The organism is Candidatus Poriferisocius sp. (assembly GCF_965202595.1).
Classification (GTDB): Bacteria; Actinomycetota; Acidimicrobiia; order Acidimicrobiales; family Bin134; genus Poriferisocius.
Genome location: NZ_OZ241836.1, coordinates 1,637,817 through 1,653,938, shown reverse-complemented (window position 1 = coordinate 1,653,938; position 16,122 = coordinate 1,637,817). Strand labels below are relative to the sequence as shown.

Here is a 16,122-nt window from a genome sequence, read left to right as displayed (position 1 = left end):
TTCTGGTGTTGATTGTGTGGCTAGTAGTACGCCGGGTACGGTAAATGTGGTTGTTAGGTGGCTGAGCGGTGATCTCAGAACCCGGAGTTACGCTGTACGCGAGGCGTTGGGTTCGGGTTTGTCTAAAACTGGTTTGACTGGTACTACAGCGGTGTTTCCTCGAACGGTGAAAGGAACCTATCAGTTCGAGGTTCAGGCTCGGGCTTCTGGTATTCCTGCTTCTGAGTGGTCTTCCAGGAGTGCCCGTATCACCTGTACTCCACCTGTTGTTCCTACGACGGTGTCTGTGCCTGCTAATGTGCGGGCTAGTTGTGTTGTTCCTGGTCGTAGTCCGAATGATCCTAGAACTGGTGTTATAAATGTGGTTGTTGAGTGGGATGCTGACTCGACGGGTGTTACCACGGACTACAGTGTGAAGGATCTTAATCGTTCTTCGGTGGTGACCAAGAGAGTAAAGGGTGTTACTAGGGCTGTGTTTCCTCGGACTGTTAGCGGTGTTTATCGGTTTGTGGTTGCCGGGTATTCTAAGTCTCTGAATAAGTGGTCGCATTGGTCTTCTCAGTATAATACTAATGCTCATGTTACTTGTAATGTTCCCACCCGCACTCCCGCTCCCACGCCTACTGCTACCCCCACGCCTACTGCTACGCCTACTGCTACTCCGGCTCCGACTACTGCGCCTGCTAGGTTGGGGACTCCTTCTAGTGTGAGGGTTAGTTGTGCTGCTAGTGGGAGTGCTGGGAGGGTGAATGTGGTTGTTAGTTGGGGTAGTGGGGATAGTAGGACTGAGCGTTATTCTGTTTCGGAGCGTCGCCGGTCGGGTTTGTCCCGAACTGGGGTGACTGGTACTTCGGTTACATTTACTCGGAGTGTGGACGGTAGTTATCAGTTCAGGGTTCGGGGTCATGCTGACGGTGTGAGTAGTTCGCGTTGGTCTGGTTGGAGTGACAAGACTACTTGTAATGTTCCCACCCGCCCCCCGGCTCCCACGCCTACTGCCACGCCTACTGCGGTTCCTGCGCGGTTGGGGACTCCTTCTGTTTATCGTGTTGATTGTGTTTCTAGTAGTAGGCCGGGTACGGTGAATGTGTCGGTTGAGTGGCGGAGTGGGGATAGTAGGACTCAGAGTTATGTTGTTCGCGATGCGTTGGGTTCGGGTTTGTCTCGGAGCGGTTTGACTGGCACTTCGACTGTGTTTCCTCGAACGGTGAGGGGTACTTATCAGTTCGAGGTTCAGGCTCGGGCTTCTGGTATTCCTGCTTCTGAGTGGTCTTCCAGGAGTATTCGCTTTAGTTGTTCCCCACCTGGTTAGGTTCTTGGTTCTGAGACAGGATCGGTTGAGGGTTTGACTTTGTTGCGGGACGCTTTGGCGGGTGAGGGTTTGCCGTCGCTACAGGAGGCGTTGGTTGGGTTGGTCGAGGTTGTGGCCGAGGCTCCCAGCGATGGGTTGGCTGAGGCGTTGGAGGGGGTCGAGCGAGATCGAGCGTGGCCATCAGCACCCGGTGGGGGTGAGGCTCCTGGCGAGGCGTTGGCGGCCACATTGAGCACTCTAGGAGAAACCCTGGCCGCGAGACTGGCCGAGCGGGCCGGCATCGAGGCTGAGGCTCATGCCAGGGAGTCGATGGCGTACCTGACGGTTGAGGTCGCCAAACTGAGGGATGCTTTGTCCGGGTTGAGTCGATTGTTGGCTACCGCTTCGGTGGAGTTGTTGGCCGAAAAGGTCACCGCCGCTCAGTTCGCGTTGGCCGAGGCGGTGGGTAACACTCCGGGGTTGCCCACCGAACCACTGATGGCGGCCCTAGACCACCCAGATGCTGCCACCGCGAACCCTCTGGCCGAGGCGGTGGCGGTACTCATGGCAACCCTGGTGGCTCCTATGGTTGACCTGAGCGACACCGAGGCATGGCCCGACCACAAAAGAGCCACCTTCAAAGCACCCCTGACCGCACCGGTGATCGAAGCACTAACCGGACTGGCCGACTCGCTGGCCGACTCGCTGCACCCCGAAACCGACTAGAACCGGCCCGCAGCAAAGCAAACGGGAGCCGACCTGAGGCTTTGAGCGGTGCGGGGCCTCACAGAGCACCCGAGCCGCCACAGGCCTCGGATCGGCTCCCAGGTGGCCGTATCTGGGCTTCTGAGAGGCGAGTTGTGGGGTTTGGGCCTCACTGAGGTACCCCTTTCGGCGCGGTGACTGGGGGCTGGACGGTGTTTGATCTGTGGGTGGTGTAAGAAGGGTCGGGCCACCACCGATGACCCTCCACCGACCCGACCCCTGGGCGCACGCTACCGGAGTGGCCCCTGTATCTTTGCCACCGCTGCTAGCTATTATGCGCGGCCATGACCCTTGACCCCACTACCACCACCGCTACCTCGGATTGGGTGGCCATCTTGTCGGATGATCCCACCGAGAGGGCGGCCTCAATGCTCGCTGACGCTGAGCATGGGGTTTGTCGGTGCCATCTCACTAGCCCGGCTTTGTGCGGGCCGTGCCGCTTGACTCACAAACTCCCGGCGGGCGGCTATGAGGCCCGCTAAGAGGCGGTAGGCTCTATTGGTGATCGCGACAGATCTATTGGTGATTGCGACAGAGTTTAGTGTAGGTGGTTTGGGCGGGTTGTCAGTGGTGGGGTCTGCGGGGCATGGTGTTGATTAGGTCTTCGATGATGGTGAGGTGTATCGGGCTGATGTTGAGGTTGGTGCTTTTGGGTAGCTAGCGTCTGAGTGTGGTGTTGTTTTGTTTGTTGGTGGGTCGTTGCCAGGGGGATCGGGGTTCGCATAAGTAGATTTGTGTGCCCGGGTTGTGTTCGATGTCGGCCCATTTGGCTATTTCTGTGCCTTGGTCTCAGGTGAGGGTTTTGACCATTGCGGCGGGTTGGCGTTTGAGTGGGGCGGTGACGGCTTTGGCGGTGTTGTGGGTGTCGTAGCCATCGGGTAGTGGTACTACAAACGTTGCGCTATGGGCCGGAAATCGCCCAGCACGGAGCGTTTGGCCTGTTCACAACGTCTTCGGGGTTTGCGGCGACGGCGCACCAGCAGTTTCCAACGATCAGCCAACAACCTGGCCATCGCGTCGGCCAACACCGGATCTGTGGCCAACTTGGATGGGCGAGGCCTCGGAGCCCGCACATCGGCGGCGGCTTGGGCCGCATCGGCCCGATAAGCCGAACCACCCCCGTTGCGCCGAAGTTCCCGCCACACCGCCGAACGGCTCCTGCCCAACCGGCGGGCCATCCCGGTTGTCCCCACTCCCATCTCAACCATCGTCTCGATGCGGGCTCGCTCGCTCGCACACAACCTCTGTGCCATACTGGAACACCTCCACCGGTGACTCGCCAATGTTTCTGATCGACCATCATGGCCGACCCGTCGCGATCACCGGTGGAGCCCGCCCACACCGGCAACCCCACATACCCGATGGCGTGGCTGCCTGTCCATGGTGGAGACTGGGCGCTGTTGGGGTGGATGGGGGGCGGGGCGCTAACCTTTGGGTTGGTGCAGAACAGAGCATGCTTGTGTTGAGGAGCCCGTGTGTCCGATCATCCGCCGTTTGATTCGGCTTTTTTCCGCCAAGTTCTCGGGCGGTTCCCCACCGGGGTGACCGTGGTCACCGCCACCGGTCCGGCCGGTCCCGCCGGGCTGGCCATTGGCTCCTTCGGCTCGGTGTCGCTCGACCCCGCGCTGGTCATGTTCATGCCGGGCAAATCATCCACGAGCTGGCCGGCCATCGAAGCCGCGGGGCATTTCGGGGTCAACATCCTGGCCGAGGACCAGGAGGAGATGTCCAACCTGTTTGCCTCCAAGGCCGAGGACAAGTTTGCCGGTTTGCAGTGGATCACGAAGATCACCGGGGCCCCCATTTTCGAGGACTCGCTGGCATGGATCGATTGCGAAATCGATGGGGTGCTGGAGGGGGGCGACCACTGGATCGTTCTCGGTCGGGTGCTGGACCTGGGCATCCAGCGCGACGACGTGGGTCCGCTGGTGTTCCTGTCCGGCCAGTACGGCTCCTTCCAACAGCGGGGCTGAGGATTCATGCTGTGCGGTACGCGCTGAGCGGGTTGACGGTGATGTTGGATCGATTCGATTGCGGGAAGGGCTGAGGATCCATGCCGCTGTACGCGCTGGGAGCGTTCGAGCCCGATGTTCACCCCGATGCCTTCATCCATCCCCAGGCGGTGATCATCGGCAGGGTGAGCGTGGGGGCCGAATCCACGGTATGGCCGGGAGCGGTGCTTCGGGGCGACGGGGCGGGCATCACCATCGGCGCTCGCACCTCCGTTCAGGACAACGCCGTGATCCACAACACCGGCGAATTGCCCACCGTGGTGGGCAGCGATGTCACCATCGGGCATCTGGCCCATCTGGAGGGCTGCACCGTGGAGGACGAGGCGCTGGTGGGCACTGCTTCGGTGGTGCTGCACGAGGCGCTGGTGGGTCGGGGTGCGCTGGTGGCGGCCAACGCGGTGGTCACCAACCGGATGATAATTCCACCGCTGGCGCTGGCCGTGGGGGTGCCCGCCGGGGTGCGCGAGGGGTTCATGTCCGAGGGCCAGAATCGGGAGGATGCCCAGCACTATGTGGATCTCGGCCACCGATATAGGGCAGAGATGCGATTATTGGGTTGAGCGCCGGTAGTATCGGGGTAGTCCATGAACCCTCAGGACTAAGTCAGGACTAATCGTCAGGACTCAATATCTCAATATAATTGCGAGGACTTTGATATGTCGTCGGAGGCGCTTGCCCTGGACCTCAGCCGTTACAAGCTGGGCTGGAGCGACGAGGAGAATTACGTCTTCAAGCCCAAGAAGGGGCTGGACACCGGCATCGTGCAGGAGATGTCATGGATGAAGAGCGAGCCCGACTGGATGCGCAACTTCCGTTTGAAGTCGCTCAACCGGTTCGAGAAGCGGCCCATGCCCTCGTGGGGTGGCGACATGTCGGGCATCAATTTCGAGGATATCTACTACTACATAAAGCCCACCGAGTCGCAGGTAAATGACTGGGAGGACCTGCCCGACGCCATCAAGGACACCTACGAGAAGCTGGGCATCCCCGAGGCCGAGCGCAAGTACCTGGCCGGGGTCACCGCCCAGTACGAGTCGGAGGTGGTGTTTCACCGCAACCGGGAGGATCTGGAGCGCCAGGGGGTGCTGTTCTGCGACATGGACACCGCGCTACGGGAGTATCCCGAGCTGGTGAAGGAGCACTTCGGTACTATCATCCCCCCGGGCGACAACAAGTTCGCGGCCCTGAACTCCGCAGTGTGGTCGGGGGGCAGCTTCATCTACGTACCTCCCGGCGTGACCGTGGATATGCCGCTCCAGGCCTACTTCCGCATCAACGCCGAGAACATGGGCCAGTTCGAGCGAACCCTCATCATCGCCGACGAGGGTTCTCAGGTTCACTACATCGAAGGGTGCTCGGCCCCGGTGTACACCAGCGACTCGCTCCACTCCGCGGTGGTGGAGATCTTGGTGAAGAAATCGGCCCGGGTCACCTACACCACCATCCAGAACTGGTCCAACAACGTGTACAACCTGGTCACCAAGCGGGCCAAGGTCGAGGCCGAGGGCCACATGGAGTGGATAGACGGCAACATTGGTTCCCGGCTGACCATGAAGTACCCCGCGGTGGTCATGGTGGGTCCAAAGGCGTCGGGCGAGGTGCTGTCGGTGGCTTATGCCGGGCCCGACCAGCACCAGGATGCCGGGGCCAAGATGACCCACGCCGCTCCGGAGACCACCTCCAAGATCGTGTCCAAGTCGATCTCCAACGGCGGTGGTCGTACCAGTTACCGGGGCTTGGTGCGGGTGGAGGACGGTGCCCACGGCTGCCGCAGCCACGTGCAGTGCGACGCGCTGATCCTGGATGAGAACAGCGTGTCCGACACCTACCCCTACATGGAGGTGGGAACCCGGGACGCGGTGATCGGCCACGAGGCCACCGTTTCCAAAGTGGCCGATGAGCAGCTTTTCTACCTGATGAGCCGGGGGCTGACCGAGGAGCAGGCGATGGGCATGATCGTCAACGGCTTCATCGAGCCCATCACTCGTACCCTGCCGATGGAGTATGCGGTGGAGTGGAGCCGGCTCATCGAGTTGCAGATGGAGGGATCCGTCGGCTGATGCCCATGCGGCAGGATTGCAAGTACTTCGAGAGCCGGTCCTACCCCAACGGGGAGACCGTGAGGAAGTGCGACCTGGACCTGGCCCCCGAGGCCCCGTGGCGGTGCCCCGACGACTGCCCTTCCTACGAGCGCCGCATGGTGGACGTCAACTGGTCGCATGGCACGCTGGTCACGCCGCCCACCCCGGAAGCACCGGCCAGTTTGGGTAGCGACGACAGCATCGGGGCTCTTTTGGATGCTGCCGAGGACATCGTGAACGCGGCCGGGCCCCGGGTGATGGCCGAACTGGAGAGGGAGAAATCCCGGCGCCGGCTGGGAGCGGGGGTCAAACGGAAGGCGAAGCGACGCAAGCGCCGCCGCCGGTCGTGAGCGGCGGCTGTGGTCCGTTTGTGTGTGGTCCGTTTGTGATTGAAACTCTGTGATAGGAACCCGCTTCACTCCTGAGGCCGCCGGGGCCATTCCCGGTCCCGACTGGCTGGTGCGCCGGCGGGTGGCTGCGGCCGAGCAGGTGGCCGCCGCGTCGATGCCCTCGGCGCAGGAGGAGGTGTGGCGGTATACCCCCATAGGGCAGTTGGATCTGGGGCGGTACCACCTGGTTGGCGACCCCGGGGATCGATCACCGGTACCCGTTCCCGACCATTGTGCCCTGGCCGACACCAGCAACGGTTGCCTGGGGGCGGTGAAGCTGTCCCCCGAGGCGGCGGCCCAGGGGGTGGAGGTCCGCCCGTTGGGCCCCGGTGATTCCGAACTGGCGGCGGGAGTGGATGTGGATCTGTTCGCGATCATGAACGCGGCCTTCTCGGTTCAGCCGGTGCTGGTGCGGATCCCCCCCGGAGTGGATGTGGGGGCACCGGTTGTGGTGCGTCACTGGCTGGATGCGGGCAGCGACGGGGCCGCGGTGTTTCCCCGGCTGATCGTGGACGCGGGGGCCGACTCCTCGGTGGAAGTGCTGGAGTTGTACGGCTCCGTGGATGCAGCAGTGTTCGTGAGCCCGGTGATAGAGATCAGGGTGGCGGCAGCCGCCCGGGTCGGCTATCTGGCGGTACAGGATCTCGGCCCCCGGGTGTGGCACATCGGTTCGCAGGTCAGCCACATCGGTTCGCAGGCCCATATGCGGGCCTCCTCGGCGGCGCTGGGCGGGGAGTATGCCCGGATGCGGTTGGACACCCACTTGTCGGGGCGGGGGGCCACCGGCGATCTGGTGTCGCTGTATTTCGGCGACGGCCACCAGACGCTGGACTTCCGCACCTTCCAGGATCATGTTGCCCCCGATACCACCAGCAGCCTGCTGTTCAAGGGGGCGGTGGACGACGACTCCCGATCGGTGTACACCGGGCTCATCCGGGTGGGCCCCGACGCCCGGGGAACCACCGCCCACCAGACCAACCGCAACATCAAGCTGTCGAGGGAGGCCTGGGCCGAGTCGGTGCCCAATCTGGAGATCGAGAACAACCAGGTAAGCTGCAATCATGCATCGACGGTGGGCCCCATCGACGGTGAGCAACTGTTCTACCTGGAGAGCCGGGGTGTGCCCACCGAGATCGCCGAGCGACTCATAGTGACCGGGTTCTTCGACGAGGTGCTGGATCGTTTCCCCGTTCCCGGGGCGGTACCCGCGGTGCGCGACCGGCTCCAAGCCAAGATCTCCGGGCTGAGCCACCACCCCAATGGCGATGAGGCCCCATCGTGAGTTCCGACCGGGGTCGGACGCATCCGGGGGCGCGCCCTCGGACCGATGGCGGCGATGAGGGTAGTTCCGACCGGGTGGGTTTGTGCCCGCTGGAGGAGCTGCCCGACGGGCAGGCCCGGCGGTTTGAGGTGGAGGCCGGCGGCCTCGTCCACCGCATCGCAGTTGTTCGGTTGGGGGACGACCTGTATGCACTGGGTGATACCTGTAGCCATGCCGACTACTCCCTGGCCGAGGGGGAGGTGGATGCCGAGGAGGGCACCATCGAATGCTGGAAGCACGGCAGCTTGTTCTCGCTGGCCACCGGGGAGGCAGAGACCATGCCCGCCATCCTTCCGGTCCCGGTTTACGACGTAGGCGTATCCGACGGGCACGTCTGGTTGGATATAACCAGTGCTCATGGGTGAGTCGGGGATCAGCGAACTGGTGATCGAGGGGCTTGATGGTGATGGGTGAGTCGGGGATCAGCGAACTGGTGATCGAGGGGCTCCATGTTCGGGTCGGTAGCCGGATGGTGCTCAACGGGGTGGATCTGCGGGTGGTGTCCGGTGAGGTCCATGCGGTGATGGGGCCCAACGGGTCGGGCAAATCGACTTTGGCTCACGCCATCATGGGCCGTCCCGGGTACGAGGTGACGGCGGGGTCGATGGTGTTGAACGGCACCGACCTGGTGGCCCTCTCCCCGTGGGAACGGGCCCAAGCCGGGCTGTTCGCAACCCAGCAGTACCCCACCGAAGTGCCGGGGGTGGGCCTGGAGATCATGATGGCCGAGGCGGTGGCGGCCGCTGGGGGGGACCGCAGCACGGTGGCGGACCGGGTGGCCACTGAGGCCGAGCGGGTGGGTTTCGACATCGAGTTGCTGACCCGGTCGGTGAATGTGGATCTGTCCGGGGGCGAGATGAAGCGGAGCGAGGCCGTGCAACTGGGCGTGCTCCGCCCCCGGATCGCCATTCTGGACGAACTCGACAGCGGCCTGGATGTGGACGCGCTGGCTGCGGTGAGCCATCGCATCGAACAGGCCACCCATCAGGACGCTCTCGGGGTGCTGGCCATCACCCACTTCAGCCGGTTGCTGACCGTGCTGCACGCCGATGTGGTCCACATCCTCGTTGATGGGATTATCCGGGAGACCGGTGGTCCTGAGCTGGCCGCCCAACTGGAGCAAACCGGTTACGACCCCTGGATCGACACCCGCACCTCATCGCCCGTAGAAATCCATTCAGGAGGAGATCCGTGGCCGTAGAAATCCATTCAGGAGGAGACCCGTGGCCGTAGAATCCATTCAGGAGGAGATCCATGTCTGTAGAAGTTGATGCCCGAAGGCTGCTCAGCGACGAGGAGATCGCCGCCGCCCTGGAGGATCTCCCCGGGTGGGAGCGGCAGGCAGAGAAGTTGTGTGCCACCTTCAATTTCTCCGACTTCTCCGAGGCTTTCGGGTTCATGTCCCGAGTGGCCCTGGTGTCCGAGCGCCTGTTCCACCACCCCGAGTGGTCCAATGTCTGGTCCACCGTGGATATCGCCATCACCAACCACGCTGCCGGTGGCCTCACCGAGCTGGACCTTGAGTTCGCCCGCCGCGTGAGCAAGCTCTAATGGTGTTGGGTGATAGGGACGGCCCCCGGGCTGGCGTAGACTGATGGGGTGAGCTTGCCGGAGCCTCCTCTGTTCGAGGTCGAAAACCTGCATGTGGCCACGACCGATGGCACCCCGATCCTGTCGGGCATCGACCTGACCGTGGGGGCCGGCGAGGTCCATGCCCTCATGGGACCCAATGGTTCGGGCAAGTCCACGCTGGCCAGCGCGCTGCTGGCCAGCCCCGAGTACGTGGTGACCGGGGGTTCCATCCGCTTCCGGGGCGACGACATTACCGATTGGTCCGCCGATGTGCGGGGCAAGGCCGGCTTGTTCCTGGCCTTCCAGTACCCCCAGGAGTTCCCCGGTGTATCGGTTATGAACTTCCTGCGCCAGGCCCTGTCGGCCCGCAAGGGCATCGACTTGTCGATACTGGAGCTGCGTCTGGCGGTAATGGAGTGGATGGAGAGATTCAACATGGATCCGGCGTTTGCCGACCGCTATCTGAACGATGGCTTCTCCGGGGGGGAGAAGAAGCGCAACGAGGTTCTCCAGCTCGCCATCCTGGAACCGGAGATGGCCATCCTGGACGAAACCGACTCCGGCTTGGACATCGACGCCCTCCGGATAGTGGCCGGCGGGGTGCAGGAGGTGCGAGCAGCCCGACCGGGGATGGGAGTTCTGGCCATCACCCATTTTCGCCGCCTGCTGGATTATCTCAGCCCTGACAACGTTCACATTCTGATCGGCGGCAAGTTGGTGGCCAGCGGCGGCTTCGAGTTGGCCGCCCAACTCGATGCCGAGGGGTTCGAGGCGTGGCGTTAGGTCGAGTTGCCGAGGGGTTTGAGGCGTGGCGTTAGACCCGGTTGCCGTTCGTGGTGATTTCCCGATCATGTGCCGCAAGGTGCACGGCCGGCGCCTGGTGTATCTGGATTCGGCGGCAACTTCCCACAAGCCCCGATCGGTGATAGATGCCATCACCGATTACTACGAACGTTTCAACTCCAATGTTCACCGGGGTTCCTACCAGCTTGCGGTGGAAGCCACCGAGGCGCTGGAGCAGGCCCGAGCCAAGGTCGCCCGCTTCATCGGGGCCCCTCGAGCCTCCGAGGTAATTCTGGTCAAGAACGCCACCGAAGCGATCAATCTGGTGGCCCGCACCTGGGGCCAGGCCAACCTGGGGCTGGGCGACCCGGTGGTGATAACCGAGATGGAGCATCACGCCAACATCGTTCCCTGGCAGATGCTGGCCGCCTCACGAGGCATTGAGCTGCGCTGGATCCCCGTGGGCGATGACGGCCACCTTGACCTGACCGATCTCGACCGCTTGCTGGACGGAGCTCGGTTGGTGTGCGTGGCCGCGGTGTCCAACGTTCTGGGAACCATCAATCCCATTTGCCAGTTGGCGGATGCCGCCCACCGGGTGGGGGCGCTGATGATGGTGGATGCCAGCCAGCACACCCCGCACCTGCCCACCGATGTGGGGGAGATGGGGGCCGACTTCGTGGCTTTCACTGGCCACAAGATGTGCGGCCCGACCGGCATCGGGGTGTTGTGGGCCAAGTCCGAGCTGCTGGAGTCCATGCCCCCGTTCCTGGGCGGGGGCGAGATGATTGCCAACGTGACCAAGGAGGGTTTCAGCACCGCTGAGGTGCCGTGGAAGTTCGAGGCCGGCACCCCTCCCATCGCCGAGGCAGTGGGGTTGGGCGCGGCGGTGGACTACCTGTCCGGCCTGGGCATGGACCAGGTGCGTGAGCACGAGGTGGCCCTGACCGGCTATGCCTTGCGGACCCTGACCCAGCGCTACGGGGACGGCATCATCATTCACGGGCCGACCGAGCCGGCGGAGCGGGGCGGGGTTCTGTCGTTCGAGTACAAGGGGGTGCACCCTCACGATGTGGCGCAGGTGCTGGACCGATCCGGGGTGTGCGTGCGAGCCGGCCACCATTGCGCCAAACCGCTCATGCGGGTGTTGGGGTGTGTTGCCACCAGCAGGGCATCAATGTACGTGTACAACGATGAATCCGATGTGGATGCCCTGGCCGACGCGCTCAGTGACACCGATGACTTGTTCTTATGAAATATTGAGTGACACCGATGACTTGTTCTTATGAAATATTGGGTTCTCATGAAATTTTGGTCATGAGGTATTAGCTGTAGCCATGCCCGATCTTGAAGACCTCTACCGGGAGATCATCCTCGATCATTACCGTAACCCCCGCAACCGGGGGGAGCTCGACACCCCGCCCGCGGTCAGGGCCGAGGGGTTCAACCCCCTGTGCGGGGACGAGGTGGTGGTTTATGTGCGGGTGGAGAACGGGGTGGTCGACGACATCCGGGTAGGGGGCCAGGGCTGTTCCATCAGTCAGGCTTCCGCGTCGATGATGTCCGCCACCGTCAAGGGCCGCACCACCGAGGAGTTGCACCGTCTCAACCGGGCCTTCCGGGCCATGATGTCCATTGAGCCCGATTCCGCCGATGACCCTTCTCCGGTGAACGGCACCAGCGCCGATACCATCGGTATGAACAGCTCCGACGTGAAGCTCGGTGACCTGGAGGCCCTGAAGGGTGTGGTCAAGTTCCCGGTGAGGATCAAGTGCGCCACCCTGTCCTGGCACACCCTTACCCAGGCCCTGTCTCAAACCACCGACCAGTAGGGCATCGAATCCAGGTTCTGGAGGAACTGCCTACCAGCCCCGGTCTATCCATTCCTGGAGATGGGGGGACTCGGCACCGATGGTGGTTTGGTCGCCGTGACCCGGAAGCACCAGGGTGTCGGCCGCCAGGGGGGAGAAAATTCGCTGCTCGATGGAGGTGATGATGGTGCCGAAGTCGCCACCCTCGAAGCCGGTGGCACCGGGCCCCCCGGGAAACAGGGTGTCGCCCGAGAACAGTACGGGCGAGCCCTCAAGGCGAAATGACATGGATCCCGGGGTGTGACCCGGAGTGTGGATGCAATGCAGCCGTAACCCGCCAACCTCGATGACCGACTCGTCCTCGAGCAGGTAGTCGTAGGAGTCGAGCATGGCGGCATCCTCCGCGGTTACCCCCACCTCGTATCCGGCGTTGCGCACCGCGGGGATGGCCTGGATGTGATCCCAATGCCCGTGGGTCTCCAAAACGGTGCGGACCCCCAAGGAGGAGCACAGCTCCAGCAGTTTCTCGTGCTCGTTGGCCGCGTCGATCAGTACCGCCTCGCCGGTTCGGCGGCAGCGCACGACGAACACGTTGTTGTCCATCGGACCCACCACCACTTTGTGGATCTCGGCCTGGGTGTCCTGCCAGTGAAGAGTCATGGCCTTGAGGCTAGAGGGTGACTACCTGGGTCACCATCTAGTAGAAACAGGGGTGTGAATTTTGCCTTCAGCGAGGAACAGGAAGAATTGCGGCGTTTCGTCCGCCAGTTCTTGGAGGATAAATCCCCGGAATCGGCGGTCAGGGAGCAGATGGACACCGAGAAAGGCTACGACGATGCCGTCTGGGCCCAGATGGCCGAGCAACTCGGTTTGCAGGGCCTCATCATCCCCGAGCAGTACGGGGGTAGCGGTTTCGGCTACATCGAGTTGATCGTGGTGCTCGAGGAGATGGGCCGGGCCCTGCTGTGCGCTCCCTTCTTCTCCAGCGTGGTGCTGGCGGCCAATGCCCTGATTCACAGCGGGGACGATGAGGCCAAGGCCGAACTGCTGCCGGGCATCGCCGGGGGCCAGACGGTGGCCACCTTGGCCTTTACCGAGGAGAACGGTCGGTGGGACGAGTCTGGGATCACCGTGGAGGCGGTTTCCGATGGCGACAACTGGCGCATCAGCGGTACCAAGATGTTCGTGATCGACGGGTGCACGGCCGATCTGGTGCTGGTGGCCGCCCGCACCCCCGCCGGGGTGAGCCTGTACCGGTGTTCCGGCGATGCCGTTGGGCTGACCCGCACGGCCCTGTCCACCATGGACCAGACCCGCAAGCAGGCCCGCCTGGACTTCGACAACACCCCGGTCACGCTGGTTGGCACCGAGGGCGGGGGCTGGCCGGTGCTGGAGCGGGTGCTCGACCTGGCCGCGGTGGCTCTGGCGGCCGAGCAGGTGGGTGGGGCCCAGATGTGCCTGGACATGGCGGTGCAGTACGCCAAGGATCGGGTGCAGTTCGGCCGTCCCATCGGGTCGTTCCAGGCCATCAAGCACAAGTGTGCCGACATGCTCCTCGAGGTGGAGTCGGCCAAGTCGGCCGCCTACTACGCCGGTTGGTGCGCCTCGGAGCTGAACGACGAACTCCCCTCGGTGGCCAGCCTGGCCAAGGCTTACTGCTCGGAGGCCTATTTCCACGCTTCGGCGGAGAACATCCAGATCCATGGGGGGATCGGCTTCACCTGGGAGCACCCGGCCCACCTGTATTTCAAACGGGCCAAGTCGTCGGAGCTGCTGTTCGGCGATCCCACTTATCACCGCGAGCTTTTGGCTCAGCGCATCGGCATCTGATCGATCCCACTTATCACCGCGAGCTTTTGGCTCAGCGCATCGGTATCTGACCGGGCATGGCTCTCTTGCTGGTTCTCGCTGCCGTCTTCGAGGTCTGAGCAGCGGGCATGGCTCTTTTGCTGGTTCTCGCTGCCGTCTTCGAGGTCTGAGCAGCGGGCATGGCTCTTTTGCTGGTTCTCGCTGCCGTCTTCGAGGTCTGAGCAGCGGGCATGGCTCTTTTGCTGGTTCTCGCCGCCGTCCTGGTGGTGGGCCTGGCTGCCTATGCGGTGATGCGGGTGTCGTCCCGGCTGGCCCACACCCGGGCTCGGGCGGTGTACGACCTGGTCGAGGCGGTGGATTTTGTGGCCACCGAGCTGCCCCACGAGCTGGCGGCCAAGCTGAGCCATGAAGATGTGGAGGCCATCCTGCTGTGGCACCTGGATCATCTGCGGCGGCGGGGGGCGGCCACCTACGGTCGGGCCGATACGACCGCCACCGCCGCGGAGGGTCGGGAAGAGGCGGTGGTGACCAGCGATGACGACTCGGTGGATTACGTGCTGGCTCGAGCCACGGAGTCCGGGCGCGACATCGATGCCCTGGATGTTGTGGTGGTGCTCGATCTGGAGGGCCAGTACTTGAGGGCCATCGGCGCCATCGGCCCTCCCGCCACGGAACCAAGCTAGGTATAACATTTACGGAGGTTGTTGGCGGTACGGTTGGGGGATGGACAGGCCGAGGTCTTTGCAGGGTTTCCGGTATGTGGGGGACAAGCGGTACCAGGTGGTGTACGACCTGGATGAAGTGAGCGACGAGTCGGTTATCGAGGAGCTGGTGGCATCGGAGCAGTTCCTGGTGTTCGGGCCCGACACCCTAGCCGAAGCCCGAAACCGCGGTTACCGCCTCCGGGTGGTATGACCCATTGGCGTTCATCCGGCGGGGTGAAGCTTGCCGGGCATCTGGCCTTGCCGGAGAACCGGCGGATTCGGGCGCTGCCGGGAGTGGTGCTGTGTCCGGGCTTCCCGTCGGTGGCCAACGGGGGCTCGAGGGCGGCGACCCGCATCTACCCCCTGGCCGATCGCATCGCCCAGCACATGGAGTGGGCCGCGCTGGTGCCCAGCTACCGGGGATGTGGCGACAGCGAGGGCGATTTCTCGCTGGAGGGCTGGATCGGCGATGTCCGCAGTGCGGTGGGCCACCTGGACGGGATGGAGCAGGTGCAGGGGGTCTGGCTGGCCGGATTCGGCATTGGCGGCGCGCTGGCCGCTCACGTTGCCCAGGATGATCCCCGAGTCAGGGGAGTGGCCACCATGGGAGCGCCGGTGGACTTCACCCACTGGGGTCTCGATGCCTCGGGGGTGGTGTCGTATGCCCGCTCGCTGGGCATCATCTCCACTCCCGGGTTTCCCGACTCGGTCGAATCCTGGGCCGAGGCCGCTCTGTCCGTCCGGGTGGATCGGTGCGCCGCCGGGATCTCTCCCCGACCCATGCTGGTACTTCACGGCTCCGATGACCGGGAGGTGTCGCCCCTGGACGCTCGGGTGATTGCCGATGCCCACGGTGAGGCCACCCTCCGCATCATCAGCGGTGCCGGTCACAGCCTCCACTCGGACCCCCGCTGCATCGCCATCCTGCTGGGCTGGCTGGATTCCCAGATAACCCTTATCGCCTGATTCCGCCGGGACGGGGCCCCCCCGTTTCAATCCTGCTTGGTTTTGCCCCTTGCCTTTTGAGCCTTCTTCCAGGCTCTCACTTGGGACAGGGCTTCGGGGCTATCAATGTCGGCAACCGAGCGGGGAGTGGCATCGGCGAACGGACCGGCGGCGGCCTCCCAGCCCTCGGGGGTCACGCCGAAGCGCTTGGCCAGCACGGCGAGGAAGATCATGGCCTTCTCGGGCCCGTAGCCGGGAAGGGCCTTGAGCCGGTCGAGCAGCTCCGGGCCGGTGGTGGCTCCCATCCACACTCGGCTGGCGTCGCCGCCGTAATGGTCAACTATATGGCGGGCCAGTTCCTGGGCTCGGCGAGCCATTGACCCCGGGAACCGGTGAAGGGCGGGTTTTTCCTTGAAGGCGGCTTCGGCCCGGCCGGGGTCGAGCACGGCCAGGCGTTCGGCGGAGAAATCATCGGGTATGCGTTCCTTCAGGCGCAACGGCGACATGAACGCCCACTCCATGGGAATCTGCTGGTCGAGCATCATGGCCAGCAGCAGTGCGAACGGATCATCGATAAGGAGCTGGTCGGCATCGTGGTCGCCGGTTACCGCAAGTGTTCCCATTCCCCCATCGTACCGA

At 63.5% G+C, this 16,122-nt stretch carries 19 protein-coding genes; 16 read left to right on the top strand and 3 right to left on the bottom strand.

Going from position 1 to position 16,122, the window contains the following annotated elements; translation table 11 throughout:
- Positions 1 to 1,345: 1,345 nt before the first annotated feature.
- Positions 1,346 to 2,017 carry a hypothetical protein gene (locus tag ACOGXC_RS07580; protein ID WP_419917598.1) on the top strand — a complete coding sequence of 224 codons (672 nt, stop codon included), beginning with the start codon at positions 1,346 to 1,348 and terminating at the stop codon, positions 2,015 to 2,017.
- Between the two features lie 926 nt (positions 2,018 to 2,943).
- Here ACOGXC_RS07580 and ACOGXC_RS07575 read toward each other — a convergent pair.
- Positions 2,944 to 3,309, bottom strand: a complete 366-nt coding sequence (locus tag ACOGXC_RS07575) for a helix-turn-helix domain-containing protein (protein WP_419917597.1) — start codon at positions 3,307 to 3,309, stop codon at positions 2,944 to 2,946.
- Positions 3,310 to 3,531: 222 nt separating this feature from the next.
- Here ACOGXC_RS07575 and ACOGXC_RS07570 point away from each other — a divergent pair, with 222 nt between their 5' ends.
- The 11 genes from ACOGXC_RS07570 (at position 3,532) to sufU (ending at position 12,046) form a co-directional block, all read left to right on the top strand.
- Positions 3,532 to 4,029, top strand: a complete 498-nt coding sequence (locus ACOGXC_RS07570; protein WP_419917596.1) for a flavin reductase family protein — start codon at positions 3,532 to 3,534, stop codon at positions 4,027 to 4,029.
- Between the two features lie 80 nt (positions 4,030 to 4,109).
- Positions 4,110 to 4,628: a gamma carbonic anhydrase family protein gene (locus tag ACOGXC_RS07565; RefSeq protein ID WP_419917595.1), complete on the top strand. Its 519-nt coding sequence runs from the start codon at positions 4,110 to 4,112 to the stop codon at positions 4,626 to 4,628.
- A gap of 96 nt (positions 4,629 to 4,724) precedes the next feature.
- Positions 4,725 to 6,128: a Fe-S cluster assembly protein SufB gene (gene sufB / locus ACOGXC_RS07560; RefSeq protein WP_419917594.1), complete on the top strand. Its 1,404-nt coding sequence runs from the start codon at positions 4,725 to 4,727 to the stop codon at positions 6,126 to 6,128.
- The gene (locus tag ACOGXC_RS07555) at positions 6,128 to 6,499 is read left to right on the top strand and encodes a hypothetical protein (protein ID WP_419917593.1); all 372 of its coding nucleotides are present in this window, start codon (positions 6,128 to 6,130) and stop codon (positions 6,497 to 6,499) included. The genes sufB and ACOGXC_RS07555 overlap by 1 nt, the downstream gene beginning before the upstream one ends.
- Positions 6,500 to 6,548: 49 nt before the next feature.
- On the top strand, positions 6,549 to 7,820 hold the full coding sequence (sufD, locus tag ACOGXC_RS07550; RefSeq protein WP_419917592.1) for a Fe-S cluster assembly protein SufD: 1,272 nt from the start codon (positions 6,549 to 6,551) through the stop codon (positions 7,818 to 7,820).
- Positions 7,817 to 8,224, top strand: a complete 408-nt coding sequence (locus tag ACOGXC_RS07545; RefSeq protein ID WP_419917591.1) for a non-heme iron oxygenase ferredoxin subunit — start codon at positions 7,817 to 7,819, stop codon at positions 8,222 to 8,224. The genes sufD and ACOGXC_RS07545 overlap by 4 nt, the downstream gene beginning before the upstream one ends.
- Positions 8,225 to 8,259: 35 nt before the next feature.
- Positions 8,260 to 9,060 carry a Fe-S cluster assembly ATPase SufC gene (sufC, locus tag ACOGXC_RS07540; RefSeq protein WP_419917590.1) on the top strand — a complete coding sequence of 267 codons (801 nt, stop codon included), beginning with the start codon at positions 8,260 to 8,262 and terminating at the stop codon, positions 9,058 to 9,060.
- 53 nt (positions 9,061 to 9,113) lie between these two features.
- Positions 9,114 to 9,410, top strand: coding sequence for a 4a-hydroxytetrahydrobiopterin dehydratase (locus ACOGXC_RS07535; protein WP_419917589.1), 297 nt, complete (start codon positions 9,114 to 9,116; stop codon positions 9,408 to 9,410).
- Between the two features lie 54 nt (positions 9,411 to 9,464).
- Positions 9,465 to 10,214 carry a Fe-S cluster assembly ATPase SufC gene (gene sufC / locus ACOGXC_RS07530; protein WP_419920045.1) on the top strand — a complete coding sequence of 250 codons (750 nt, stop codon included), beginning with the start codon at positions 9,465 to 9,467 and terminating at the stop codon, positions 10,212 to 10,214.
- Positions 10,215 to 10,239: 25 nt separating this feature from the next.
- Positions 10,240 to 11,469, top strand: a complete 1,230-nt coding sequence (locus ACOGXC_RS07525; RefSeq protein WP_419917588.1) for a SufS family cysteine desulfurase — start codon at positions 10,240 to 10,242, stop codon at positions 11,467 to 11,469.
- A gap of 82 nt (positions 11,470 to 11,551) precedes the next feature.
- Positions 11,552 to 12,046 carry a Fe-S cluster assembly sulfur transfer protein SufU gene (sufU, locus tag ACOGXC_RS07520; RefSeq protein WP_419917587.1) on the top strand — a complete coding sequence of 165 codons (495 nt, stop codon included), beginning with the start codon at positions 11,552 to 11,554 and terminating at the stop codon, positions 12,044 to 12,046.
- A gap of 30 nt (positions 12,047 to 12,076) precedes the next feature.
- Here sufU and ACOGXC_RS07515 read toward each other — a convergent pair whose 3' ends face one another.
- The gene (locus tag ACOGXC_RS07515; protein WP_419917586.1) at positions 12,077 to 12,685 is read right to left on the bottom strand and encodes an MBL fold metallo-hydrolase; all 609 of its coding nucleotides are present in this window, start codon (positions 12,683 to 12,685) and stop codon (positions 12,077 to 12,079) included.
- Between the two features lie 54 nt (positions 12,686 to 12,739).
- Here ACOGXC_RS07515 and ACOGXC_RS07510 point away from each other — a divergent pair, with 54 nt between their 5' ends.
- The 4 genes from ACOGXC_RS07510 (at position 12,740) to ACOGXC_RS07495 (ending at position 15,504) form a co-directional block, all read left to right on the top strand.
- Positions 12,740 to 13,855: an acyl-CoA dehydrogenase family protein gene (locus ACOGXC_RS07510; RefSeq protein ID WP_419917585.1), complete on the top strand. Its 1,116-nt coding sequence runs from the start codon at positions 12,740 to 12,742 to the stop codon at positions 13,853 to 13,855.
- 209 nt (positions 13,856 to 14,064) lie between these two features.
- The gene (locus tag ACOGXC_RS07505) at positions 14,065 to 14,517 is read left to right on the top strand and encodes a hypothetical protein (RefSeq protein ID WP_419917584.1); all 453 of its coding nucleotides are present in this window, start codon (positions 14,065 to 14,067) and stop codon (positions 14,515 to 14,517) included.
- A gap of 40 nt (positions 14,518 to 14,557) precedes the next feature.
- Positions 14,558 to 14,749, top strand: a complete 192-nt coding sequence (locus tag ACOGXC_RS07500; protein WP_419917583.1) for a hypothetical protein — start codon at positions 14,558 to 14,560, stop codon at positions 14,747 to 14,749.
- Between the two features lie 23 nt (positions 14,750 to 14,772).
- Positions 14,773 to 15,504, top strand: coding sequence for an alpha/beta hydrolase (locus ACOGXC_RS07495; RefSeq protein ID WP_419917582.1), 732 nt, complete (start codon positions 14,773 to 14,775; stop codon positions 15,502 to 15,504).
- A gap of 26 nt (positions 15,505 to 15,530) precedes the next feature.
- Here the strand turns inward: ACOGXC_RS07495 and ACOGXC_RS07490 are convergent, their stop codons facing one another.
- Positions 15,531 to 16,106, bottom strand: a complete 576-nt coding sequence (locus ACOGXC_RS07490; protein ID WP_419917581.1) for an HhH-GPD-type base excision DNA repair protein — start codon at positions 16,104 to 16,106, stop codon at positions 15,531 to 15,533.
- Positions 16,107 to 16,122: the final 16 nt, after the last annotated feature.

Coding starts and splice junctions, on each gene's coding strand:
- ACOGXC_RS07515 (WP_419917586.1), bottom strand. CDS start 12,685: ATGACTCTTCACTGGCAGGACACCCAGGCCGAGATCCACAAAGTGGTG.
- ACOGXC_RS07565 (WP_419917595.1), top strand. CDS start 4,110: ATGCCGCTGTACGCGCTGGGAGCGTTCGAGCCCGATGTTCACCCCGAT.
- ACOGXC_RS07555 (WP_419917593.1), top strand. CDS start 6,128: ATGCCCATGCGGCAGGATTGCAAGTACTTCGAGAGCCGGTCCTACCCC.
- sufC (WP_419917590.1), top strand. CDS start 8,260: ATGGTGATGGGTGAGTCGGGGATCAGCGAACTGGTGATCGAGGGGCTC.
- ACOGXC_RS07505 (WP_419917584.1), top strand. CDS start 14,065: ATGGCTCTTTTGCTGGTTCTCGCCGCCGTCCTGGTGGTGGGCCTGGCT.
- ACOGXC_RS07490 (WP_419917581.1), bottom strand. CDS start 16,106: ATGGGAACACTTGCGGTAACCGGCGACCACGATGCCGACCAGCTCCTT.
- ACOGXC_RS07575 (WP_419917597.1), bottom strand. CDS start 3,309: ATGGCACAGAGGTTGTGTGCGAGCGAGCGAGCCCGCATCGAGACGATG.
- ACOGXC_RS07535 (WP_419917589.1), top strand. CDS start 9,114: ATGTCTGTAGAAGTTGATGCCCGAAGGCTGCTCAGCGACGAGGAGATC.
- ACOGXC_RS07500 (WP_419917583.1), top strand. CDS start 14,558: ATGGACAGGCCGAGGTCTTTGCAGGGTTTCCGGTATGTGGGGGACAAG.
- sufU (WP_419917587.1), top strand. CDS start 11,552: ATGCCCGATCTTGAAGACCTCTACCGGGAGATCATCCTCGATCATTAC.
- sufB (WP_419917594.1), top strand. CDS start 4,725: ATGTCGTCGGAGGCGCTTGCCCTGGACCTCAGCCGTTACAAGCTGGGC.